Genomic DNA, 22,060 nt, shown 5'->3' with positions numbered 1-22,060 from the left:
CCCAAACCTTCTCAAAGGGCATTAAAATGAAAGTAAAACAGCATACCATAAAAAAACAGGTGGAACTTTCCGGAGTAGGTCTACACACCGGTGTAGTATCCAACATGGCATTTTTACCTGCCCCCCCCAATCACGGAATCAAATTTCAGCGGGTTGACCTGGAAGGAAGACCAACAGTGGATGCAGACTGCGATTTGGTAGTGGATGTATCCCGAGGGACCACACTTGAGCAAAACGGAGCCAGAATCTACACCGTTGAGCATGTATTGGCTGCGCTGGTGGGGTTGGAAATCGACAATGTTTTGATTCAGCTGGATGGCCCTGAGCCTCCGATTATGGACGGTTCCTCTATCCAGTTTATCGAAGTGTTGGAAGACGCCGGCTTGGAGGAGCAAAATGCCCTTAGGAGATTTTTTGAAGTACAGGAGAGTATCCAATACAAGGACAGCTCCCGGGAAGTGGAAATGGTGGCCTTGCCTACAGACAACTACCGGGTTACGGTAATGGTAGATTACAACTCTCCAGTCTTGGGAAGTCAACATGCCTCCATCACTGACATCAGTCAGTTCAAACCGGAAATTGCCTCCTGCCGGACCTTTTGCTTTTTACACGAGCTGGAAATGCTTTACAACTCCAACCTGATCAAAGGAGGAGATCTCAACAATGCAATTGTGGTGGTAGATCGTGTGGTGGAAAAAGACGAATTAGCCCACCTGGCCAAGATGTTTAACAAGCAAACTGTCGAGGTCAAAAAAGAAGGGATCTTGAACAATGTAGATCTCAGATACAAAAATGAACCTGCCAGGCATAAACTTCTCGATGTTGTCGGTGATTTGGCCTTGGTCGGGCGACCTTTGAAGGCTCAGATCTTGGCAGCCAGACCGGGTCATGCTGCCAATGTGGCCTTTGCCAAAAAACTCAAACGGGCTATGGAAAAAGCCGGAGCTTCACATATCCCCTATTATGATCCAAAGCTTCCTCCGGTAATGGATATCAATCAGATATCCAATATTCTTCCCCATCGCTATCCTTTTCAGCTATTGGATAAAATCATCTATCTCGATGAGACAGTCGTAGCCGGTGTGAAAAACGTCACCATGAATGAACCTTTCTTCATGGGACATTTTCCGGGAAACCCGGTGATGCCAGGCGTACTTCAAGTGGAGGCAATGGCCCAGACAGGGGGGATTCTGGTGCTTAGTACCGTAGATGATCCCGAGAATTATTGGACCTATTTTTTAGGAATCGAGAACTGTAAGTTTCGAAAAATGGTCCTTCCTGGAGATACTTTAGTTTTTAAATGTGAACTGCTAGCCCCGATCAGAAGAGGGATTGCAAAGATGAGAGGAGAGGCCTATGTAGGCAATACTCTGGTTTGTGAGGCCGTGATGACTGCTAGTATAACCCGCAAAGAATCATGATTAGTCCCCTTTCTTCGGTATCAGGCAGCGCAAAATTGGGCCAAAACGTTCATGTGGACCCCTTTACTATGATTCATGAAGATGTGGTAATCGGAGACAATTCCTGGATAGGATCCAATGTGACCATTTTTCCTGGTGCCCGAATCGGCAAAAACTGTAAAATATTTCCCGGAGCAGTGATTGCCGGCATTCCCCAAGACCTGAAATTCCAAGGAGAAGAGTCCACCGTAGTGATCGGAGACAACACTACCATTCGGGAATGTGTGACGATTTCCAGAGGAACGGTCGACAAACAGACCACGGTGGTGGGCAGCAACTGCCTGCTGATGGCTTATGTCCATGTGGCACATGACTGTGTCATCGGAAGCAATGTAATCATAGCCAACTCCGTCCAGATCGCAGGTCACGTTTCCATTGACGACTGGGCAATTGTAGGAGGGTCCAGTGCTGTTCATCAATTTGTGAAAATCGGCATGCATGCCATGATCTCCGGTGGGTCTCTGGTGCGAAAAGACGTCCCTCCTTTTACCAAGGCAGCAAGGGAACCCCTTTCTTATGCAGGTGTAAACTCTCTTGGCCTAAGAAGAAGAGGTTTTTCCAGCGAAACCATTGCTCACATTCAGGAGGTCTATCGCTACCTGTTTTTGAACAGCATGAATAATAGCCGGGCTTTGGAAGAAATCGAAATCAATCTGCCTGCAACCAAGGAAAGGGACGAAATCCTCAATTTTATCCGATCTTCGGAAAGAGGAGTAATGAAGGGATACATCAATTGATATGCTTGAAATCCAGCTACAGGAAGTCTCGAAACGCTTTCAATACGAATGGATTTTCAAAAACCTCAACTTAATTCTTTACCCCGGCTCTGCTTTGGCCATAACGGGTGGCAACGGATCGGGTAAATCCACTTTGCTCAAATGTATGGCTGGTGTCATCCCGATTACTTCAGGTAGGATTCAATTCATATTGGACGGGAAAGAAATAGATGATGGGGAAAAATACAACTATCTTTCTCTTTCTGCACCCTACTTGGAAGTGCCCGAGGAATTTACCCTGAGTGAATTGATCCGTTTTCATTTTAAGTTTAAAAAGCTCCTTGCAGGGATTTCTGAGAATGACCTACTGGAAATTTTGTTTCTGACAGCCCATCGCAAAAAAAAGGTGGCTCAATTTTCTTCTGGAATGAAACAAAGGCTGAAGTTAGGGCTTGCTGTTTTTTCGGATGTTCCTCTGGTGTTGCTGGACGAACCCACCTCAAATTTGGATCAAAAAGGAGTCCAATGGTATCAAGATTTGATTTCCCGGTATCAAATGAACAGAACGCTCCTAGTCTGCTCCAATGATCCCAGAGAGTATGAGTTTTCAACCCACAAAATTGCACTAGAAGATTATAAGTAGTCGTTGATATTTTGATCTTTAGCCGATATCTCTAATTTTACATTCCTTAGTTTGTTTTTATGAAAGTCAATCTACCTTATTTCCTCCTTGTTGCTCTTTTGATTCTAGCTTTACCCTCCTGTGGTGGCGACGATCCCACTCCAGAGCCGCCTAAATCAGCCGAAGAATTAGCCACTGAGGCCTTAACCGGGTCCGGAACACAGTCTTGGGTAGTTTCCGGTGGAGGCTCGGTCACTCGAGACAGTCGGGATGTCACGGATCTCTATAGCGGTTTTGAACTGATTCTCAATTCCGGTTCTTCAAAAACCTACACCTCAAGAAACAGCAACGAGCTGTTTGATCAAACTGGCAACTGGGCTTTTGCGGGGACAAACTTTGATAAATTTACCCTCACTGGATCTAAACCAGCCGCTGGAAGGGAGATTTCATTTACCCAGGAAGGAAATACACTTCGTCTTCAGCTGACGATCCCTGCACCCGGCGCCCGCCTAAATGGTGTTTTTGCTATCGCAGGTAATTATTCTTTCACACTCCTGAAAAAGTAAATCCTTGAAAAAAAGAGGCTGGAATTTGAAAATCCCAGCCTCTTTTTTATTTGAGTGTAACCAAGGTAACGCCTGCTCCGCCCCGGTCGGCATGTTCATCCTCAAGTTTGCCTACCTGAGGCATGGTTCGGAGCAGATTTCTCGTGATATCCCGAAGAATCCCATCTCCTTTTCCATGAACAATCCGTAAATCTTTGACTCCCAGCATAAACCCTTCATCGATAAAAGTTTGAATCAAGGATAGCACCTCCTCCCCTCTTCTACCCCGAAGGTCCAAGTTGGAGGAAAACTCCATCATCTTTACGTTGGTATTGTAATTTCCCCTCCGCTCTGCTGCTTTAAACTCCTTTTTTACTTCTGTTTTTGAGATTTTTTCCAGTCGGGACAACTTCACATTTGACTTCAAATCTCCAATAGACAGCTCCACATCCTTGTTTTTAATCCCAATCACCTCTGCGATAGCACCATTGTCCTTGACCCTCACCCAGTCTCCAACAGCAATCTTGCCTCCGATCACCTGCACTTCCGGCTCCGGTAAGATTGTCTTTTCAGGCTGCACTTCCTGCTTGAACTCTTCCAAGTCCTTTCTGACCTGTTTGGTAATTTCCTTTTCAGCCTTGCCTTCTTTGATTTCCCGGATCACAGCCTCAATTTTTTTATTGGTCTGATCAAGTAGCGATTTTGCTTCTTTTTTGGCTTCCTGAATGAGTCTTTTCTTGGTAAGCTCCACCGTCTCTTTGAGCTGATTGTACTCTTTGAGTCGGGTTTGAAGGAGTTTATCCTTTTTCTTCACCTCTTCCACCAGGGAAGAGTATTGATTTTTCTCATTTTCCAACTGGGTCAAGAGCCGATCGTATCGGACTCGCTCCTCCCCGATATGGGACTTGGCGTAGTTTAGGATATCTTTAGACAATCCGATCTTGGAGGCGATTTCCAAGGCAAAGGAAGACCCGGGCTTGCCGATTTCCAGCTGGTACATGGGTTCGAGGCGATCTACGTCATACCGCATGGCTCCATTGACCAAGCCTTGGTTCTTTTCTGCCAGCCGCTTCAGATTTCCGTAGTGGGTAGTGACCACCCCAAAGGCCCCCAATCGATTCAATTCCAATAGAATCGACTCGGCTATTGCCCCGCCAAATTGTGGCTCAGTCCCAGTACCGAATTCATCAATAAAAAGAATGGTCCGCTTGTTTGCAAATTGGGTGAAGTACTTCATGCTCATCAGGTGAGAGGAGTAGGTACTCAGGTCGTTTTCCAGATTCTGCTCGTCTCCGATATCAATAAATAGATGATCAAACAGGGAACTTTTGGAATCAGGATGAACCGGAATCAACAAGCCACACTGAAGCATGTATTGCAAAAGTGCAACGGTCTTCAACGTGACAGACTTTCCTCCCGCATTGGGTCCGGAGATGACCAGCAATCGATGCTGACCAGACAGCTGCACATCGAGGGGAACGATGGATTTCCCCTGGCTTTTTAGCGCCTTTTCCAACAGGGGATGCCTCGCTTTAGTCCATTCAAGAACCCGCTCCTTGACCAAAACGGGTTTTGTACTTTCCGATTTCTGGGCAAAACGGGCCTTGGCCCGGATGAAATCAATCAAACCCAGGTAATTGGTTGCCTTTCTAAGAGCAGGGATAGAAGGGCGAAGGCGGTCGGTCAGCTGAGTCAAAATCCGGATAATCTCCCGCTTCTCCATATACTCCAGATCCCGGATTTCATTGTTGATATCCAAGGCTTCTTCTGGCTCCATGAAGACCGTTTGACCGGTGGCAGACTCGTCATGGATAAATCCCCTCAGCTTTCTTTTGTTTTCAGCAGCCACAGGAATCACCATTCTGCCTCCCCGGATGGTCATAGCCGCATCTTCTGGCGTCAGGCCTTTGGCTCTGGCATCTTTGAAGATCCGCTCCATTACTTTTCGAAGGCGGGATTCCTCATAGATCAACTGATTTCGGATTAGCTGCAGTTCTTTGCTGGCATTGTTTCGGACCTTGCCTTTTTCATCGATGATCTGATCAATCGCCCTCAAAAGTCCCAAATCCAATTCCAGCACCAAACCCAAAAGCTGACTCAGAGCCGGATATAGCTCTCCGTTTTTTTGAAAAAAAACAATACAGCTCTTTAGGGTCTGAAGGGCTAGTTTGACTTCGTAAAATTCGTCCTGCTCCAGAAATGCTCCCTCCAGCTTCGCCTTTTCCAGATATGGGGTGAGATTGGTAAAATTGGATGAAGGAAAAACCTCCCCTGAGATCAAAATGGAAAGAAACTCCTCTGTCTGATCCAGAAGCTTATTGACCAATTTAAAATCAGAAGAATAGGCGATTTTGTCTACATACTCCTGACCTAAAGGCGAGGTACACTCCTCCTTCAGCTGTTCCTTGATTTTTACGAAATTGATTTTTTGTTCGAGATTGGAAGGGTATAGCATCAGAAGTTTTGCTCTTTTCCCGGGATGGTTTCCAGGACAGTCAGAGAATCAATGACACGGGCATAGATCTTCTCCATGGCCTTTGCATCTTCGAGATAATACAACATACTTTGAGTGAAAAGCGAATCCGAAACCGAATGTTTCAAAAAAATTTCTTTTTCCAACAAAGAGTAAAGTACCTGAGAGGAATCATAGGAGACGGGTAGCGCACTGACTTTTCCCTCGGTCAATTGGATATCCGTAAGCACCATGACCATTTGATCTTCAGAAAGTATTCCGGCGGGAGGATTTTTCTTTCCTGTACAGGAAAAGACCAGAACCAAAGCGAGTAAAAGGATAAGAATTCGATTCACCCTTCAAAATTAGGGTATTTTAACGGATTATCCCGAGACCATTGCCGGAAGTCCGATTTTATAATTCGGCACAAGGCTTTAACTTAGGCCTCTCAATTTCCCCTGAATGAATCAGCTTTTCAGCAAACTCAGAAAGTACGAAATCATGATCAGGAAGGTGGCCAACAATCACCTTCAGGGAGAATATCAATCCCTATTTAAAGGTTCCGGGCTGGAATTTGATGATCTTCGACCCTACCAATACGGGGATGATGTGCGGACTATCGAATGGAAAGTATCTGCCAAAGGTCACGGGACATTTGTCAAAACCTTTCGGGAAGACAAAGAGCAGTCCGTCTACTTTCTTTTGGATATCTCCGGCAGTCAGGATATCGGACAGCTGGGCAATAAAAAAATTGATCAGGGCAAATTGATTGCCGGGGTCTTGACACTGGCAGCAGTGTACGAGGGAAGTCAGGTGGGATTGATTTCCTACTCAGATCAGAAAGAACAACTCATCCTGCCCAATAAAGGAAGCAAACAGGGAGTAAAAGTGATCCGGGGAATTTTTGACCATGCCAATAAAAGTCAAAAAACGGATCTAAATGGGTTATTTACCTTTGCTCTTAATCTGATCAAAAAGAGAAGCATCATCATCGTCATTTCTGATTTTATAGATGAAAACTACGACCGGTCCTTTCGATCTCTGGCAGAAAGGCACGATTTGGTCGCTATTCAGCTCACTGACCCGAGGGAATCGGCTTTGCCTTCTTTGGGAATAGTCCCTATCTACGACAAGGAATCGGGTAAAACCACTTGGGTCAACACCGTGTTTGGAAGCTTTTCCAAGAAAATAGCCGACACCTTTATTACAGAAAGGGATCATCTCAAAGATCTCTGCAAAAAAAATCAGATCAACTACCTCGCCATTGACACCACACAGGATATCGTGGCTCCACTGATCGATCTGTTCAAGTACCGAAACAAACGGATGAAACGTGGGTAGAATTTTAGCCTTTATTTGCTTTCTGGGGTTTTTGCCCCTCGCCTGGAGTCAACAGGTGGAGGTGGAAGGATATTTCACGCAGGATTCTGCCCGTTTGGGAGAGCGGGTAGGGTTTGTTCTGAAAGCCAAATATCCCGAAAGTAGTCAGGTTTTCTTTCCGGATTCGACCTATGATTTTTCCCCTTTGGTGCTCCTGGAAAAGAAAACCTATCTCTCTGCTACCAACGAGGGGACGACTTTGGATAGTGCCGTGTACTATGTTTCCAATTTCTCTTTGGACCCCAGCGTCTACCTATCCCTTCCTGTATATGAAGTCAATAGATACGATAGTTTGACCTACTATTCGAACGAAGCGGAACTGAAGCTTAAACTCATGCTGGATTCCATTCCGGAAGAATTGGCGTTTAAGGAAAATAACGTTTATCAACCATTAGAGAAGTCTTTTAACTGGCTGATGATTGGCTTGGTTGCCGGGGCAGTGATTTTGCTTCTGGGAGCATTTTTCCTTCTGTTTTTCAAAAGAATCAAGGACTTTATCCAAGTCCGCTCAGAGAAGGCAAGATGGAAACGGTTCCAGAAAAAATGGTCAAAACAAACCGAACTGCTCAAATCCAAACCTACCATCGAAACTGCCGATGAACTTACCGGTCTTTGGAAAGGGTATATGGAACACCTCACCGGACAGCCCTATCAGGAATGGACGTCCAAAGAAATCGCTGAAGCCCTTCAGGATGTGGAAATACTCAAAGTCCTCAGAGCGTTGGACAAAATCATCTATGCAGGCGACACTTCCGGTTCTCAATTAGCCACTGACTACCTGTTGGATTTGGCCCGTAAGACCTTTCAGGAAAAGCTAACCCGAATCAATCATGAGAGAGCTTCTGCTTGAGTTTTTTAGCTGGTCCTGGTTTCTCCCGGAGACCTTCCAAAGCTACGAATGGGAAAAACCCATTCTGCTGAACCTCCTGTGGATTATACCTGTGCTGATCTTGATCCGAAAATTCGTCAAAGCGCTCAAAAACCCTGTTTTGGAGCTTTCTATGCCCAAGAGAATCGCCAAAAGCAATCCTTGGACCTACCTAAGGCTAATCCCAACGATATTTTTTCTCCTGGCCATTTCCCTTATAGTGATTGCGCTGGCAAGACCGCAGCGGAGCAATGAGCGCGTGGAGCAGTTTACCGAAGGGATTGATATCCTTTTGGTCATGGATATTTCCGAATCCATGGACTTGCAGGACTTTTCTCCCAATCGCCTGGAAGCCGCTAAAAATACCGCAATTGATTTCATCAATGGGCGGTTTGGAGACCGAATCGGCATGGTGATTTTCGCCGGAGAAGCCTACTCTCTTTCCCCGCTCACCAATGATTACGAGTTGCTCACGGACCTGATCAGCGAGATCAGCTTTGATATGATTGAGGCCAAAGGTACCGCCATCGGATCTGCTTTAGCAGCAGGGACCAACCGACTGAAGGAAAGCGAAATTCCTTCCAAAGTGATGATCTTACTTTCTGATGGGGAAAGCAATGCAGGAAACGTAGACCCGCTATTTGCTGCCCAACTGGCCACTGCTTTCGACATAAAAATCTACACCATAGCCGTAGGCAAAGATGGAATGGTCCCCTATGGCACGGACTTTTTTGGACGACCACAAATGGTGGAAAGCTACCTGGACGAGACTACCCTTCGGGAAATTGCCCGCATCGGAGGTGGGGAGTTTTACCGTGCCTCGGATGACAATTCACTCAAGCAGATTTTTGAGCGGATCGATACCCTGGAAAAGGCTGAAATCTTGGAAAACCGGTACAAGGAAACCACCGACTATTACAGAATCTACCTCTTTTGGGCCATTGTATCCTTCCTGGCTTGGCTGAGCCTGAAAAGCTCTTTTCTCAACAATTTCCTTTTGGATTGATTGGATGACAAAAGTCATGGATTGGGATAAATCTTGTCACGGAATTCCTTGAGCATCCTAAGGATTTTTGGGCAAACGAATTGCCATGGCCCTTTCACCCGAACTGATCCAAAAGTACAACCGACCGGTACCCAGATATACCTCCTATCCCACAGTTCCCTTTTGGGAAAATAACCTAGACTCCAAATCCTGGGAAAATCTGGTCGTGGAAGCTTATGAAATTTTTGGAAAAGAGGAAGGAATTTGTCTTTACATCCATTTGCCTTTTTGCGAAAGCCTCTGTACCTACTGCGGCTGCACGAAGCGGATCACTAAAAATCATCAGGTAGAAGACACTTATATCGAAGCAGTTCTGAGGGAGTGGAAAAGCTATCTGGCCCTTTTCGGAGAGGCACCGAAAATCTCTGCAATTCATCTGGGCGGGGGGACTCCTACCTTCTTTTCTCCTGAAAATCTGATATACCTGATCTCAGAGATTCTCAATACGGCACAAGTCAATCCAAATCATGAATTCAGTTTCGAAGGACATCCCAACAATACGACCCGAGAACATCTTGACGTTTTGGCAAAATTGGGCTTTGACCGGGTGAGCTATGGGATTCAGGATTTTGACCCTGCAGTACAGAAGGCCATTCATCGATTGCAGCCCTTCGACAAGGTAAAGGAGGCTACGGATACGGCCCGTGAATTGGGCTATCAATCGGTCAATTTTGACTTGATCTATGGGCTGCCTTATCAGACTTTGGACACCCTTCAGTCTACTTTTGAAAAAGTCCTGGAATTAAAGCCTGACCGCATTGCTTTTTATAGCTATGCCCATTTACCGTCCGTATTTCCAGCCCAAAAAAGTTTCGAAAACCACCTTCCTCAAGAAGAAGAAAAAAGAGCTTTATATGAATTTGGAAAGGAAAAGCTGCTCGAAATGGGCTTCCAAGAAGTGGGTATGGATCATTTTGCACTGCCGGACGATCCATTATGCAAAGCCAAAGCCCTTGGTAAATTGCACCGAAACTTCATGGGCTACACGACTTTGACTTCCCCGATGCTCATCGGATTGGGGGCCAGCAGCATCAGTGATATCGGGATCGGCTTTGCGCAAAATGAAAAAAACCACGCGATCTATCAGGAAAACACACTTTCAACCACTTTTTCACCGGTGAAAGGGCATGCGCTATCCCAGGAAGACCGGGAAGTCCGACATCTGATTTTGGATATTATCTGCCATGGAGAAGCTGAAATTCCATTTTCGATTTGGGAAAAATTACCTCAAAGTAGCCTTGAGGGGCTTCTTGAATTTCAAAAAGAAGGATTGATCCAACTGAACGACTTTCACCTTCAAGTTTCCGAAGACGGAATGGCCCTAGTGAGAAATATCTGTTCTCTTTTCGACCTGAGAATGATTGAGGCTAAAGTGGCTAAAAAAGTATTCAGCCGGGCCATTTAACTCAGTGACATACGGTGATTTCCACTTGTTGATTTCCGTAATCAAAAACGGCCAATTCTGGACTCAACCCAGGAATTCCCAATCCCAAACCTCTGAAAACCATCAAAATACCGATAATCAATCCGAGGTAGGGAATGGCTTTTTGGATTTGCTGTCGGCGAATCGCCGGCAAGAAACTTCCTGAAACCATCAGTCCCAAAAGCATGGGAATCGTCCCTAAACCAAAAAACAGCATGTAGCACGCTCCCAGCCATGGACTTTGCATTCCCATGGCGACCACCAAGGCCATATATACCATCCCGCAGGGGAGCAGTCCATTGACTAAACCTGTGGAAAAGAAAGCCATTTTGCTTCCGGACTTGAGGTAGTGATTCAGTTTGGATTTGATCCAAGATACTGCTCCGGAAAGTGCGGGAATTGCCAATAACTGATCGGCTTTTTTATAACTGATCGACAGTAAGGCCACCATCAATCCCATGGCAACAGACACTCCCTGCTGAATTCCGGCAAGAGAAAGTGAAAAACCCAAGCCTCCTACCACTAGCCCCAACATGGCATAGGTCAAACTTCTGCCCAAATTGTAAATGACCTTGTTGAAAAGAAACCGATTTCCGGACCTGCCTCCTACTGCCAAGGCAATGGGGCCGCACATTCCCACACAGTGGAATGATCCCAAAAACCCAAGTAAAAAGGCTGTCCAGAGCATCAGATGTGGATTTTCTTTTCCTGATAATAATCCACTCCCCCTTCAGACCAGGTCAGCTGCACGCGCCAATATCCGGGTTTGAGATTTTTCAGAGGAACCAAGGTTTTTCCGGCTTCAGTGATTTCCAGTATCAATTCTTGATCTAGACGGGCATCAGATGGACGGAAAAGCTGTAAGTTTCCTTTAGCACCAACCGGGAGGTCCAAGACCATGCTTTGCGAAGCTCCGTCATAAACCAAAACTTCTCTCTCCAGTGTAGATGCAGATTTTTCTCTTTCGATTTGCTCCTGATACTTGATTTCCTTTTCGTAGTAATTCTCAGTGACCAAGTGAATGTCGTCCTGCTTGACAGAGATGACGACCAAGACCATGATGAAAGCCACAAAAGCGAAAATGGTCAGCAAAATTCCTTTTCCCCAATCCATAGTTAATTGTTTTGTGCTCCGACTGGAGCCATGAAATTCGTTTCTATTTCTTCAAACTCTTCTCCTTCTGCCGCTAAGCGCAGAAGTACTTTTTCCTGAGGGACTTTCACCTCAGCTTGCTCTCTGACGAGGAAAAACCGGCCTTCAAACTTACTCTGAGGCTCTAGGACCCAATTCATATCTCCGACGATTTCCACTTTCATTCCTTCTGCCAAAGACTCAATAGTCACGCTTTGGGGTTCAAAAGTCTTGTTGATCAAAGTGATATTGTAAAGGTTGGACACCATTCCGCCTTCTCTTGCCTGATAGGTCATCCCCGGAAAACGGGTTATTGTCCCCTCCAAATCTGCTCGAGTAGCGATCAAAGCGACAAAAGCTGCTATCAAAATCACCAATACCACTACATATCCTTTGACTCGACCGGTGATCAACTTCTGAAAACCCTGCTTGATACTGTTTTCTGAAGCATAGCGGATTAGGCCTTTCGGCCGTTCCACCTTGACCATGACCTCATCACAGGCATCAATACAAGCGGTGCAATTGACACATTCCATCTGAGTGCCATTTCGGATATCTATCCCTGTTGGACAGACTTGTACACATAGTCCGCAGTCGATGCAGTCGCCTTTTGGGGCAGCTTCGACTTCATTTTTCCTAATGGGTGAACGAGGCTCTCCACGGACATAGTCATACATCACATTGATGGAATTGTCATCCAAAAGAACGCCCTGCAATCGACCATATGGGCAAACAACCAAACAGGCCTGCTCTCTAAACCAGGAAAAGATAAACATGAAAATCCCAGAAAAAGCAATCAGCCCGATAAACCCCGCCAAATGAGCTGAAGGAGGCTGAGTTACAATTTCTTTGACCTGATCAATCCCAATCAAATAAGCCATCACCAAATGACCAATCAGAAGGGAGATAAGGGCAAAAATGGAAATCTTGAGCCCTTTCTTCCAGATTTTCTCCGAATTCCAGGGCCCTTGATTAAGAGTTCTCTGTTGATTGGCATCCCCTTCGATGGCATATTCGATTTTTCGGAAAACCATCTCCATGAAGAGGGTTTGAGGACAGGCCCATCCGCACCACACTCTCCCAAAAACCACAGTGAAGAGAATGATAAATAAAAAGAAGATCAGCAACAAAAAGATCAGCAAATGGGTATCCTGAGGCCAAAACGCCGCTCCAAAAATGATAAACTTTCTTTCAAAAATATTGAACAGCATATAGGGTCTGCCATCCACTTGGATAAATGGTCCGGCAAAGAGAATAGCCAAAAGAAGCCAAGAAAGATAGCTTCTGTATTTATAGAAAAGTCCGGAGACTTTTTTTGGATAGACCCAGTTTCTCTTTCCATCCTCCCGCACGGTAGCCAGTGCATCCCGGAATTTCTCCGGATCCAAATGTGGGTTTTGATTCTTCTTTGCCATAACTCGGAAAATTTGCTGCCGGGGGGAAATTTCCCGGCAGCAATAAATTTATTCTATCGAAGCAACTACCGTGGTGCTATCAGTCACAGTGGGTTCTGGTGCTGCTGGACTGAAAAGTTCCCCCTGCGGTTCTTTTGGATTAGCCGGTGTCGTACCTACCAATGTCAAAATGAAGGAAGAAACCTGCTGCATCTCCTCAGGGCTCAACTGATCCTGCCAAGGGATCATCCCCTTTTCTACCACACCGTATTTCACGACTTTAAAGACCTCTTGAATAGAACCTCCATGGAGCCAATACTCATCAGTCAGGTTAGGACCGACTCCACCGCCTCCATCAGCAGCGTGACATGCCGCGCAGTTATTCTGAAAGATGGTCTTTCCTGCATTGAGCGCTCCAGCTGATTGGTCAAAAACCACGGAAGATTCATCAATACTGGCAAGCATATTGGCCTTTCTGTATTCGGCTGCTATAGCCTCCAATCTCAATTCCTCTTCGTATTCTTCCACACCTGTAGGACCATTTCCCAGTACGGTGTAGTTCACAAAGTAGATGACAGCAAAAACCATAGTTCCTACAAACACCCACTGAAGCCAAGGAGGCATGAAGTTGTCCAGCTCGGTGATTCCGTCATAGGAGTGATCCTGCATCATTTTGGCTTTTTCGGCCTTTCCTCCGACGTCATCCATTTTGCCTGTGACAAATCTCTCCTTGAAGGACTCCCACCATGAAGGTTCGTTGGCCAATTCAGGATTTTCTTTCTTCAGAATAGCACTCATGAAATTCATTAGATAAATCATGAGTATGAGCAATAGCACAATTACAAACAGAACTACACCCAAGATGGCCAGGATGGTAATCTGACTCGAATCCATGGCCTGTAGCTGAGTGTACCAATTGGATTCCTCAGCGGACTGAGCCCATACCGGCGAGGCGAAAAGGCTCAAAAATGAAAATATTGCAATTAGCTTTTTCATGATTGGTGGGGTTTAGCATCATCCTCGTCCATAGGAAGAGAACTCATGTGGTCTACATAGCTTTTGGGTACTCGGAGTACCCATACGAATACTCCGAGGAAAAACAGAACGAATATGAGCAAGGAGATAATCGGGAAAATCTCAATGTTCTCTATGGATCTTAAAACTTCTTTATACATGGCTCGACGAATTAAGGGTTGGAAGCAGTAGGCTGCTTGATATCTGTCCCCAATCGCTGCAGATAAGCAATCAAGGCCACTATTTCGGTATTGGATGCTACTTCCACACCTGCTTCTTTCAGGTTGGCTACGATTTGCGCTGCCTGCTTATCATACTCGGCTATGGCCTGCTCGTCAAATCCCTCGGGATAGGGCACTCCCAGTTGCTGAAGCGTTCTGATTTTGGCTGGCAAATCAGAATTGTCGAGCTCGTTGGTGGTCATCCAAGGATATGGAGGCATCAAAGAACCAGGAGACATGGATCTAGGATCTACCATATGGTGGTAGTGCCAGCTGTCTGGATACTTTTTCCCTACCCGGTGCAAATCCGGTCCGGTTCGCTTGGACCCCCAAAGGAATGGTCGGTCGTATACGAATTCACCGGCTTTGGAATACTCACCGTAGCGTTCGGTTTCAGAACGGAAAGGACGAATCATCTGAGAGTGACAGCCCACGCAACCATTGGCTATGTACAAGTCTCTTCCTTCCAACTCCAAAGGAGTGTAAGGCTTGACAGAACTGATGGTAGGCACATTGGATTTGACCAGAATAGTCGGGATGATCTCTACAACCCCACCGATGGCAATGGCAATGGTGGCCAAAATGGTGAAGAAAACAGGCTTTCTTTCCCATGCTCTGTGCCAGAATTCACCAGCAGGATTATAAGCTTTTGCCAAAGCCGGTGCCTGATCTTCTTCAGTCTCCTGGAAGGTTCCCTGCTTGGCAGTCATCCACATATTGTAGATCATGATGATGGCTCCAGCTAGATAGAGTAAACCTCCCAAAGCTCTCAACATGTACATAGGAACAATCTGAATGACAGTCTCCAGGAAGTTAGGATAAGCCAAACGTCCAGCGTCATTGAATTCCTTCAACATCAAGAATTGAGTCAAGGCCGCTACATACATCGGTAGCGCATAGAAAATGATCCCCAAAGTCCCGATCCAGAAATGGGTATTGGCAAGCTTGGTGGAATAAATATTTGTCTTGAACAGTCTAGGCCACATCCAATAAAGGACCCCGAAGGTCAAAAAGCCGTTCCATCCCAAACCTCCGATGTGTACGTGTGCTACGATCCAGTCAGTATAGTGGGCAATGGCATTGACATTTTTGAGGGAAAGCATAGGTCCTTCGAAAGTGGACATACCGTAAGCAGTCACCGCTACCACCATAAATTTCAAAACAGGATCTTGTCTTACTTTATCCCATGCACCTCTCAAAGTCAACAATCCGTTGACCATACCGCCCCAAGAAGGAGCAATCAGCATGACCGAGAAGATCGTACCCAGTACTTGCGCCCATTCAGGAAGGGCGGTGTAAAGCAGGTGGTGAGGACCTGCCCACATGTAGATGAAAATCAAAGACCAAAAGTGGACAATAGAAAGCTTGTAGGAGTACACCGGGCGATTGGCTGCTTTGGGAAGGAAATAATACATCAAACCCAAGAAAGGAGTAGTAAGGAAAAATGCTACCGCATTATGTCCGTACCACCACTGAACCAAAGCATCCTGAACTCCCGCGTAAGCAGAATAACTCTTCCAGAACGTAACCGGCAGCTCCAAGGAATTGAAAATATGAAGCACCGCTACAGTAACGAATGATGCCAAATAGAACCAAATCGCCACATACATGTGTCGCTCTCTCCGCTTGATCAGGGTACCGATCATATTGGCTCCGAAAGCCACCCAAACCAGAGCGATGGCAATATCGATCGGCCATTCCAGCTCTGCATATTCCTTGGACGTCGTCAGACCCAAGGGAAGAGTAATTGCCGCTGACAAAATAATCAGCTGCCAACCCCAAAAATGGAACCAGCCGAGAGCCTTATTCCACATCGGGGTCTTGAGTAGACGAGGCATCGAATAATAGATCCCTGCAAAGATGGCATTGCCCACAAAGGCAAAAATCACCGCGTTGGTATGCAAAGGTCTAATCCGGCCAAAGGTGGTGTAGGGATTGCCCAAATTGGCTTCGGGCCAGAAAAGCTGGGTAGCGGCGATCACCCCCACCAGCATCCCTACGACACCCCAGATAATCGTAGCGGCTCCAAAGTACTTGACAATTTTATTGTCATAGTGGAACCTTTCCAAAGTAGCATCATTCATAGGACTTGGTTTTTTTTGGTTGACTTTTTATTGATTTTTTGGGTTGGTTTTCGAATAAAATCCGCACGGAAGGAGTATATCCATCATCAAACTGCCCGTCTTTCATCGCTTTGAAAAAGAGAATCAAAAAGGTTACAGCTAGTACAAGGCTGACTCCGATTAAGACAAAGATTACTTCCATATCAAGACTTGTTTAGATGGATAAGGCCCTTTTTCATTCCCATCAGATTAGTGGCAAGGGTGGTGAAAAGGACGACTGAAATACTGCTAGCCGGCATCAAAATGGCGCACAAAACAGGACTGAGAAGCCCTTGCACAGCCAAGCTGAGACTGATGATATTGTAGAGAAAACTGAGTCCAAAGCTCAGTTTGATGATGGTTCTGCTGGATTGGGCGAAGGATAGGAAGTTTGGAATTCGAGAAAATGAGGAAGCGTCCAAGATGGCATCGCTTGCCGGGGAAAAATGGCTGACCTGATCTGTCACAGCGATTCCCACCTGGCTTTCCTGAAGAGCGCCGGCATCATTGAGTCCGTCACCTACCATTAAGGTGGTTTTTCCTTCGGTATTGAGCTGATGAACGTAGTTCAGCTTATCCTTTGGACTCTGATTGAAATTAAAATTCACATCCTTCTCCAAACGCTTCTGAAGAGAAGCTTGCTCATGAGAATGATCTCCGGACAAAATATGAAGTCCATAATTCCCAGAAAGATCCCTAACCACCTCCGGCGCACTGGATCGAAGTCCGGATTGGATGTGGAAATAGCCAATCAAAACCCCTTCTACGGCAAAATAAACCAGATTTCCCACTTCGGGAGTATCCTGATTTTCCATTTGCACCAGCTCTCCAGATCCCAGTTTGAATTCTTGGGATTGGTATTCTCCTATTAGCCCTTTTCCTTTGATTTCTCTGATATTTTGGAGAGATGCGGATGAAATAGAACCCAGCCAATGGTTGATTCGGTTGCTGAGCGGGTGAGTGGACCGCTCGACCAATGCCTTTAGAATAGATTTGGATTCCTCAGAAAGAGGCTCTCCTGCGTAGGTAATCTGCGCATGGGCCGGATCAGTGAGCGTCCCTGTTTTATCAAAAACCACTGTATCCACCAAGGCCAATCGCTCAATGACGGAAGCATTTTTGAGATAAAACTTACTCTTTCCAAAAATCCGAAGTGTATTGCCCAAGGTAAACGGGGTAGACATCGAGAGCGCGCAAGGACAGGCGACAATCAATACTGTGGTAAATGCCTTGACAGCGATGGAAAGGTCTTTGCCAAACCAATAAAAAAACGCCAGTACGGCAATCGTCAAAACCGTCCAAGTAAATACCCCGCTGATCCGGTTGGCCAAGGGTTCCAATAATTTCTTATTGGGCTTTTCGAAGGTCTCATTGTTCCAGAGATCGGTCAGATAGCTTTGGGAAGGTGATTTTTGCACAGTTAAAAGAATAGCATCCCCCTTTTGACGACCGCCAGCATAGATCAATTCTCCCTTCTGCTTCGGAACGGGAATTTCCTCTCCGGTCACAAAGCTGTAATCAATGCTGGCTTGTCCGCTGAGCAAAAGTGCATCCGCTGGAATCAGTTCTTCATCCCGGACAAGGATCACATCACCCACTTCAAGCTTGCTCAGAGGAATCACTTCTTCCCGATTCTGACGTTGTCTGGTCACCGCAATAGGGAAATAAGCCTTGTAATCCCGGTCAAACTCCAAGCTGGAGAAGGTCTTTTGCTGATAGACTTTTCCCAAAAGCAAAAAGAAAATCAGCCCCCCGAGACTGTCCATGTATCCGGCATTTCCCTGAAGGAAAATTTCCCATAAAGAATAGAGAAAAAAGGCAAAAATCCCCAAAACGATAGGAACGTCCATGTTGATTTTACGCTGCTTAACGGCATTCCAGGCGGAAACGTAGTAGTCGCTTGCGGCATAAAATACCACAGGCAGGGAAAGAAGCACATTGAGGTAATCAAACAACCCCTTGAATCCTTCGCCCAACAGTTTTGCCTCCGAAAAGTATTCAGGCATGCTGAATAGCATCATATTGCCGAAGGCAAAACCTGCTACTCCCAACTTGGTCAAGGTCTTTCGATCAACCGAATTTTTGGGCTTTTGACCCAAGTCTGAAAGGTGAATTCTGGGTTCGTAGCCTAAAGTAGAAAGCAGCGTCACCACTTCCTTTAGGCTGATTTTCTGATGGAGAAACTTGACCTGAACCTTCTTTTTCAAAAAGTCTACCCGACTGGAAACGATGGCAGAATTGATCTGAAACAAATTTTCCAATAGCCAGATACAAGAAGCACAGTGGATAAGTGGAATGTGAAAGGTGATGTGGCTTTCCTGCTCATTTCTGAAATCAATGAGCTGATTGACCACTTCGGGGTCGTCCAGATAATCAAATCGGTTTTTTAAGCGGGATTGGTTTTTTTGAGTTTTTCCGGGAGTCGATTCCAGTGCGTAATATTCACAAAGGTCATTTTGGGAAAGTACTTCATAAACCAACTTGCATCCCTTGCAGCAGAAGTTTTTGTCTTCGAAGGGAACCACACCCTCTTGGCAGTCCTCACCACAGTGATAGCATTGGGTCAAAAGTGCGGATGGATTGGACTTACTCATGGTAGCTGTTTGAAATAAAATTAGTAGGGGAAAACCGAGAAAAACATGACATTCATCACCTTATTCTATGACTTACAGCGAGAGGTAAAAGGAAAGCTTGTCGCTCCAGATCTTTCCCTTATAGAAGTGGAAAAGAACTTTGGCGAGATCTGCCTGATAATTTTTTGTCGTCACCAAGAGCGTGCAGTTATGCTTCACCGCATAGGACCAGAAGTCTCCGATCCGGGAAAAATTGAATTTGATGAAGCTGGTTTCTTGGGTATGGCTACTCACCAGCTGAATGATTTCCTGCTCCTCTTTGATTTTGGATTTGGGGATAAAGCTCGGAGAGATGATAGTAGCTTTGCTTTCCGATATCAAATCCTTGAACAGGAAAATAAACTTCCGGATCAATTCTGCGGAATTGGGAGTGCCATCGTAATGAAACAATAAGCGCTCGGTGGAAAATTTGGGCACAAAAAGTAGGATAGGAATACTACATACCTCTTTTTCCAAAGGCTTAGGAATAGGATGGGAATGAAGCCAATCGAGGGTTTTGTAAAGATTGAGGGTCAATAAACTCAGGTTTTCCCCTTCGATACAGGGTGCCTGTACGGTCGCCAAGGGTGAAAAAGCAGCAGGAAGCTGACGGCAAAACACCTCGTGGATGAACTCCTCGGGCATTTCGAATTTGGAAGTGAATATTTGTGACCTTAGCTCCATAACCATTTATTGGTTCAAAGCTAATGGGACTAAGGGACAGGGAACCTGACGATAAGGGGTAAGAGATATGATAAAAATCAGTTTCTCTCCATATTTAGGCCATATCTTTTTTAAATGCCTTAAGTCTCATTCCAATCTAAGAAAGCAAAGGAAATCCCCAAAAATCTAGCCAGGCGCTAAAGGCAAAAACTCCAAAAAAAAATCTGTAATAGTCAATCCCAGAGCTCCTTAGGCAAATCGAAGACCGCTATACCTGGGTCCCCGTCAGTGGTTATGCCATAGAGTTGCCTAAATCCTTCATCTACTGCTATGCTTCTCACAGAACGGTCCAAATCCAATTTACCCACCAAATCACCTTTATGGCTAAAAACATAAATGGTCTTTGCAATATCATCTGAATTCATCATTTGGGATGTAGTTAGGTTAGAGAAAAGAGCAAAAATAAAGTTTTCGCTAATTTCAGCATCGGCATATCCAAAAGGATATTCTAATTCAAATATAACTGCACTTCTTCCTTGGGATCTTTCAATTTTAAAGGGATGTAACTCACTTCTGGGCCCATCAACAATTATAAAGGTTTTGGATGGGTAATGAAATATTTCAATTCGGTCACGAAATCCCATGGCTTTTACAAAAAGTCCCAAATCCCGGTTTGCCCGCAGCCTTCCCTTATTGATCTCACCCATGTGGTAATTGATATCCGGATCTTCATAATCAATCAAGTGGTCCGCATTAGGAATTCTTTCCCATGTTCCATAACCATCAATTCGCTTTCCATCTACTGAAGAATATTCAACCAATCGATGGGGATCATCAGCCATAATCCCCAAAATCGTACTATCAGAAGCATGAAACATCATATACATCCCAAAAAGCTCATCCGGTTGCTTATATTCTGATATTCCCAATTTAGAAGTATCTGACAATGAAAAGGTGACAAATTTTTTATTCATTGGGCAGTAGACCTGAAACGTATTGGATAAAAACCCTGGTTCTACACTGGATGCAGAGACGATTTCCAAGGGACCAAAGCCCGATTTTCCCTTTGAGAACAGGTAGTTGAGCGTTCCCTTTTCAAGCACATGAATTAAAGGAAACTCAGGAGAATTCCTTCTGTTTTCAGCGATCACCAAATGATCATCTATGGAACTGATATCCCAAGGCTTAAAAATTCCCTCATAATTTTTTTTGATGCTGGCCAAAGAATAGGATGGCGTACTTTGAAAATCCTGAAAACCATTTTCTTTTTTAGAATGGCAAGAAAACTGAGTCGACAAAAGTAAGGCAAAAAACAGGAAGTGAAATTTAAAACGGTCTTGAGTCAGTAGCATAGTTGATTAAACTTCTTTTATAAGGATGAAACATTTTTATAAATAAGAGGCCAACCTTTGATTTAAAGTCGACCTCATTGCCACTTAAGAACAAGAATTTTGTTTACCAGGTATATAAGCATCATCTGGCCAAAAGACTCCACTTTTGTCGGTGCATCCTATTCCCCAAGTTCTGTAACAGCAAATCTAATCCTCATCTCCTCCTCCAACGGATGCCTGAGCCTTAGCCGTGGTGGAAACAAAAAAGCCCAAGGAAAAAGCGAACAATCCAAAGGCAATACCCAGAATTTTAACTTGTTTTTTCATGAAAAAAAATTTTTTAAGTGAAACATATCTAAATATAAATTCATGATTTAGTAGAAAATAGATAAACTATAGGAATGGTTTTTTTTTTGAAAGGTTTTATGATTTATCAAATGGTTTATTTCGAAAAAAATTTTGAGATTAAAAACTCAAATCAAAAATACAAAAAACCCAGTCGCAGGACTGAGGTTTGAATAATGTGGCGGCCACCTACTCGCCCGGTTGTAATCCTAGTACCCCGCGACGGCAGGTAGGCATCTGCACTTCAGGGCTTATCCGCCTCAGCGGATTGGGACAGGAAGCGGTGGAGATCCCGCATTGTTTCAAATAAATCTATGAAAGGCGCAGATGAAAAAACAGATTCCTAACCTCATTATCCCACTCTCTTACTTCTTATCTCCTGCTTCTACTGAAGGTCTAAAAACACAAAAACCCCAGCCTTTAGACTGAGGTTCGAATAATGTGGCGGCGACCTACTCTCCCGGGTGTAACCCCAGTACCATCGGCGCTGCAGGGCTTAACTTCTCTGTTCGGGATGGGAAGAGGTGGGACCCCTGCGCTAGGCCGCCTAATCTGTAAGTATGCAGTGATCGGTGATCAGTCTGCATCTAATATCTTGTGTTCTTCGGTCTTCGGTCTTCCGACTTCCGACTCTTTTAACATATTTCGTAGAAACTGTAACAAACCGTAGGTAAGCTTTCGGGCAATTAGTACTGCTCAGCTATGCCATTGCTGACTTTACACCTGCAGCCTATCA

The 22,060-nt window shown here is 45.0% G+C and carries 20 protein-coding genes and 1 rRNA gene; 8 read left to right on the top strand and 13 right to left on the bottom strand.

What is annotated here, in order from left to right:
* Positions 1 to 26 precede the first annotated feature (26 nt).
* Genes AAA943_RS09995 through AAA943_RS09980 form a run of 4 tightly spaced genes read left to right on the top strand, consistent with a single transcriptional unit; the run spans position 27 to position 3,364 of the window.
* The gene (locus AAA943_RS09995; protein ID WP_338224096.1) at positions 27 to 1,421 is read left to right on the top strand and encodes a bifunctional UDP-3-O-[3-hydroxymyristoyl] N-acetylglucosamine deacetylase/3-hydroxyacyl-ACP dehydratase; all 1,395 of its coding nucleotides are present in this window, start codon (positions 27 to 29) and stop codon (positions 1,419 to 1,421) included.
* A complete protein-coding gene (lpxA, locus tag AAA943_RS09990) occupies positions 1,418 to 2,197 on the top strand; it encodes an acyl-ACP--UDP-N-acetylglucosamine O-acyltransferase (RefSeq protein ID WP_338224095.1) in 780 nt (259 codons plus the stop codon). Before AAA943_RS09995 ends, lpxA begins: the two co-directional genes overlap by 4 nt.
* Position 2,198: 1 nt before the next feature.
* Positions 2,199 to 2,819 (top strand): ABC transporter ATP-binding protein, encoded by a 621-nt coding sequence (locus tag AAA943_RS09985; protein ID WP_338224094.1) that lies wholly within the window; start codon positions 2,199 to 2,201, stop codon positions 2,817 to 2,819.
* Positions 2,820 to 2,878: 59 nt separating this feature from the next.
* The gene (locus AAA943_RS09980) at positions 2,879 to 3,364 is read left to right on the top strand and encodes a hypothetical protein (protein ID WP_338224093.1); all 486 of its coding nucleotides are present in this window, start codon (positions 2,879 to 2,881) and stop codon (positions 3,362 to 3,364) included.
* A gap of 46 nt (positions 3,365 to 3,410) precedes the next feature.
* Here AAA943_RS09980 and AAA943_RS09975 read toward each other — a convergent pair whose 3' ends face one another.
* Both AAA943_RS09975 and AAA943_RS09970 read right to left on the bottom strand, forming a co-directional pair.
* Positions 3,411 to 5,798, bottom strand: a complete 2,388-nt coding sequence (locus tag AAA943_RS09975) for an endonuclease MutS2 (RefSeq protein WP_338224092.1) — start codon at positions 5,796 to 5,798, stop codon at positions 3,411 to 3,413.
* Complete coding sequence (locus AAA943_RS09970; RefSeq protein WP_338224090.1) at positions 5,798 to 6,151, bottom strand: DUF4296 domain-containing protein; 354 nt, start codon at positions 6,149 to 6,151, stop codon at positions 5,798 to 5,800. Before AAA943_RS09970 ends, AAA943_RS09975 begins: the two co-directional genes overlap by 1 nt.
* A 106-nt stretch (positions 6,152 to 6,257) precedes the next feature.
* Here AAA943_RS09970 and AAA943_RS09965 point away from each other — a divergent pair, with 106 nt between their 5' ends.
* The 4 genes from AAA943_RS09965 to hemN all read left to right on the top strand — a co-directional run bounded on the left by AAA943_RS09965 (position 6,258) and on the right by hemN (position 10,493).
* Complete coding sequence (locus tag AAA943_RS09965; protein WP_338224089.1) at positions 6,258 to 7,136, top strand: DUF58 domain-containing protein; 879 nt, start codon at positions 6,258 to 6,260, stop codon at positions 7,134 to 7,136.
* Positions 7,129 to 8,025: a hypothetical protein gene (locus AAA943_RS09960; protein WP_338224088.1), complete on the top strand. Its 897-nt coding sequence runs from the start codon at positions 7,129 to 7,131 to the stop codon at positions 8,023 to 8,025. The genes AAA943_RS09965 and AAA943_RS09960 overlap by 8 nt, the downstream gene beginning before the upstream one ends.
* The gene (locus AAA943_RS09955; protein WP_338224086.1) at positions 8,006 to 9,049 is read left to right on the top strand and encodes a vWA domain-containing protein; all 1,044 of its coding nucleotides are present in this window, start codon (positions 8,006 to 8,008) and stop codon (positions 9,047 to 9,049) included. The genes AAA943_RS09960 and AAA943_RS09955 overlap by 20 nt, the downstream gene beginning before the upstream one ends.
* 85 nt (positions 9,050 to 9,134) lie before the next feature.
* Positions 9,135 to 10,493 (top strand): oxygen-independent coproporphyrinogen III oxidase, encoded by a 1,359-nt coding sequence (gene hemN / locus AAA943_RS09950; protein ID WP_338224085.1) that lies wholly within the window; start codon positions 9,135 to 9,137, stop codon positions 10,491 to 10,493.
* A gap of 1 nt (position 10,494) precedes the next feature.
* Here hemN and AAA943_RS09945 read toward each other — a convergent pair whose 3' ends face one another.
* From AAA943_RS09945 to rrf, 11 genes are all read right to left on the bottom strand, one after another.
* Positions 10,495 to 11,199, bottom strand: coding sequence for a sulfite exporter TauE/SafE family protein (locus AAA943_RS09945; RefSeq protein WP_338224084.1), 705 nt, complete (start codon positions 11,197 to 11,199; stop codon positions 10,495 to 10,497).
* On the bottom strand, positions 11,199 to 11,624 hold the full coding sequence (locus AAA943_RS09940; RefSeq protein ID WP_338224083.1) for a FixH family protein: 426 nt from the start codon (positions 11,622 to 11,624) through the stop codon (positions 11,199 to 11,201). The genes AAA943_RS09945 and AAA943_RS09940 overlap by 1 nt, the downstream gene beginning before the upstream one ends.
* A 2-nt stretch (positions 11,625 to 11,626) precedes the next feature.
* Complete coding sequence (ccoG, locus tag AAA943_RS09935; protein WP_338224082.1) at positions 11,627 to 13,057, bottom strand: cytochrome c oxidase accessory protein CcoG; 1,431 nt, start codon at positions 13,055 to 13,057, stop codon at positions 11,627 to 11,629.
* A 48-nt stretch (positions 13,058 to 13,105) separates the two neighbouring features.
* Positions 13,106 to 14,032: a cbb3-type cytochrome c oxidase N-terminal domain-containing protein gene (locus tag AAA943_RS09930; protein WP_338224081.1), complete on the bottom strand. Its 927-nt coding sequence runs from the start codon at positions 14,030 to 14,032 to the stop codon at positions 13,106 to 13,108.
* Entirely contained in the window at positions 14,029 to 14,211 is a 183-nt protein-coding gene (locus AAA943_RS09925) for a cbb3-type cytochrome c oxidase subunit 3 (RefSeq protein WP_338224080.1), read from the bottom strand. The genes AAA943_RS09930 and AAA943_RS09925 overlap by 4 nt, the downstream gene beginning before the upstream one ends.
* An 11-nt stretch (positions 14,212 to 14,222) precedes the next feature.
* Complete coding sequence (ccoN, locus tag AAA943_RS09920) at positions 14,223 to 16,355, bottom strand: cytochrome-c oxidase, cbb3-type subunit I (RefSeq protein WP_338221629.1); 2,133 nt, start codon at positions 16,353 to 16,355, stop codon at positions 14,223 to 14,225.
* The gene (ccoS, locus tag AAA943_RS09915; RefSeq protein WP_338224079.1) at positions 16,348 to 16,536 is read right to left on the bottom strand and encodes a cbb3-type cytochrome oxidase assembly protein CcoS; all 189 of its coding nucleotides are present in this window, start codon (positions 16,534 to 16,536) and stop codon (positions 16,348 to 16,350) included. The genes ccoN and ccoS overlap by 8 nt, the downstream gene beginning before the upstream one ends.
* Before the next feature lies 1 nt (position 16,537).
* Complete coding sequence (locus AAA943_RS09910; RefSeq protein WP_338224078.1) at positions 16,538 to 18,967, bottom strand: heavy metal translocating P-type ATPase; 2,430 nt, start codon at positions 18,965 to 18,967, stop codon at positions 16,538 to 16,540.
* A gap of 72 nt (positions 18,968 to 19,039) precedes the next feature.
* Positions 19,040 to 19,669, bottom strand: coding sequence for a hypothetical protein (locus tag AAA943_RS09905; protein WP_338224077.1), 630 nt, complete (start codon positions 19,667 to 19,669; stop codon positions 19,040 to 19,042).
* A 212-nt stretch (positions 19,670 to 19,881) separates the two neighbouring features.
* Positions 19,882 to 21,000 carry a BF3164 family lipoprotein gene (locus AAA943_RS09900; RefSeq protein WP_338224076.1) on the bottom strand — a complete coding sequence of 373 codons (1,119 nt, stop codon included), beginning with the start codon at positions 20,998 to 21,000 and terminating at the stop codon, positions 19,882 to 19,884.
* A 763-nt stretch (positions 21,001 to 21,763) separates the two neighbouring features.
* Positions 21,764 to 21,875 (bottom strand): 5S ribosomal RNA (rrf, locus tag AAA943_RS09895).
* Between the last annotated feature and the right edge of the window lie 185 nt (positions 21,876 to 22,060).

This window comes from Algoriphagus confluentis (assembly GCF_036245625.1).
In the GTDB taxonomy this organism is placed as follows: domain Bacteria; phylum Bacteroidota; class Bacteroidia; order Cytophagales; family Cyclobacteriaceae; genus Algoriphagus; species Algoriphagus confluentis.
This window is presented reverse-complemented; position numbering and strand designations above follow the sequence as displayed.

What these genes read in the sequence shown, in the direction of transcription:
- ccoN (WP_338221629.1), bottom strand. Translation starts at nt 16,355, where the DNA reads ATGAATGATGCTACTTTGGAAAGGTTCCACTATGACAATAAAATTGTC.
- AAA943_RS09900 (WP_338224076.1), bottom strand. Translation starts at nt 21,000, where the DNA reads ATGCTACTGACTCAAGACCGTTTTAAATTTCACTTCCTGTTTTTTGCC.
- AAA943_RS09975 (WP_338224092.1), bottom strand. Translation starts at nt 5,798, where the DNA reads ATGCTATACCCTTCCAATCTCGAACAAAAAATCAATTTCGTAAAAATC.
- AAA943_RS09995 (WP_338224096.1), top strand. Translation starts at nt 27, where the DNA reads ATGAAAGTAAAACAGCATACCATAAAAAAACAGGTGGAACTTTCCGGA.
- lpxA (WP_338224095.1), top strand. Translation starts at nt 1,418, where the DNA reads ATGATTAGTCCCCTTTCTTCGGTATCAGGCAGCGCAAAATTGGGCCAA.
- hemN (WP_338224085.1), top strand. Translation starts at nt 9,135, where the DNA reads ATGGCCCTTTCACCCGAACTGATCCAAAAGTACAACCGACCGGTACCC.
- ccoG (WP_338224082.1), bottom strand. Translation starts at nt 13,057, where the DNA reads ATGGCAAAGAAGAATCAAAACCCACATTTGGATCCGGAGAAATTCCGG.
- AAA943_RS09945 (WP_338224084.1), bottom strand. Translation starts at nt 11,199, where the DNA reads ATGCTCTGGACAGCCTTTTTACTTGGGTTTTTGGGATCATTCCACTGT.
- AAA943_RS09980 (WP_338224093.1), top strand. Translation starts at nt 2,879, where the DNA reads ATGAAAGTCAATCTACCTTATTTCCTCCTTGTTGCTCTTTTGATTCTA.
- ccoS (WP_338224079.1), bottom strand. Translation starts at nt 16,536, where the DNA reads ATGGAAGTAATCTTTGTCTTAATCGGAGTCAGCCTTGTACTAGCTGTA.
- AAA943_RS09965 (WP_338224089.1), top strand. Translation starts at nt 6,258, where the DNA reads ATGAATCAGCTTTTCAGCAAACTCAGAAAGTACGAAATCATGATCAGG.
- AAA943_RS09985 (WP_338224094.1), top strand. Translation starts at nt 2,199, where the DNA reads ATGCTTGAAATCCAGCTACAGGAAGTCTCGAAACGCTTTCAATACGAA.
- AAA943_RS09955 (WP_338224086.1), top strand. Translation starts at nt 8,006, where the DNA reads ATGAGAGAGCTTCTGCTTGAGTTTTTTAGCTGGTCCTGGTTTCTCCCG.
- AAA943_RS09910 (WP_338224078.1), bottom strand. Translation starts at nt 18,967, where the DNA reads ATGAGTAAGTCCAATCCATCCGCACTTTTGACCCAATGCTATCACTGT.
- AAA943_RS09930 (WP_338224081.1), bottom strand. Translation starts at nt 14,032, where the DNA reads ATGAAAAAGCTAATTGCAATATTTTCATTTTTGAGCCTTTTCGCCTCG.
- AAA943_RS09940 (WP_338224083.1), bottom strand. Translation starts at nt 11,624, where the DNA reads ATGGATTGGGGAAAAGGAATTTTGCTGACCATTTTCGCTTTTGTGGCT.
- AAA943_RS09905 (WP_338224077.1), bottom strand. Translation starts at nt 19,669, where the DNA reads ATGGAGCTAAGGTCACAAATATTCACTTCCAAATTCGAAATGCCCGAG.
- AAA943_RS09925 (WP_338224080.1), bottom strand. Translation starts at nt 14,211, where the DNA reads ATGTATAAAGAAGTTTTAAGATCCATAGAGAACATTGAGATTTTCCCG.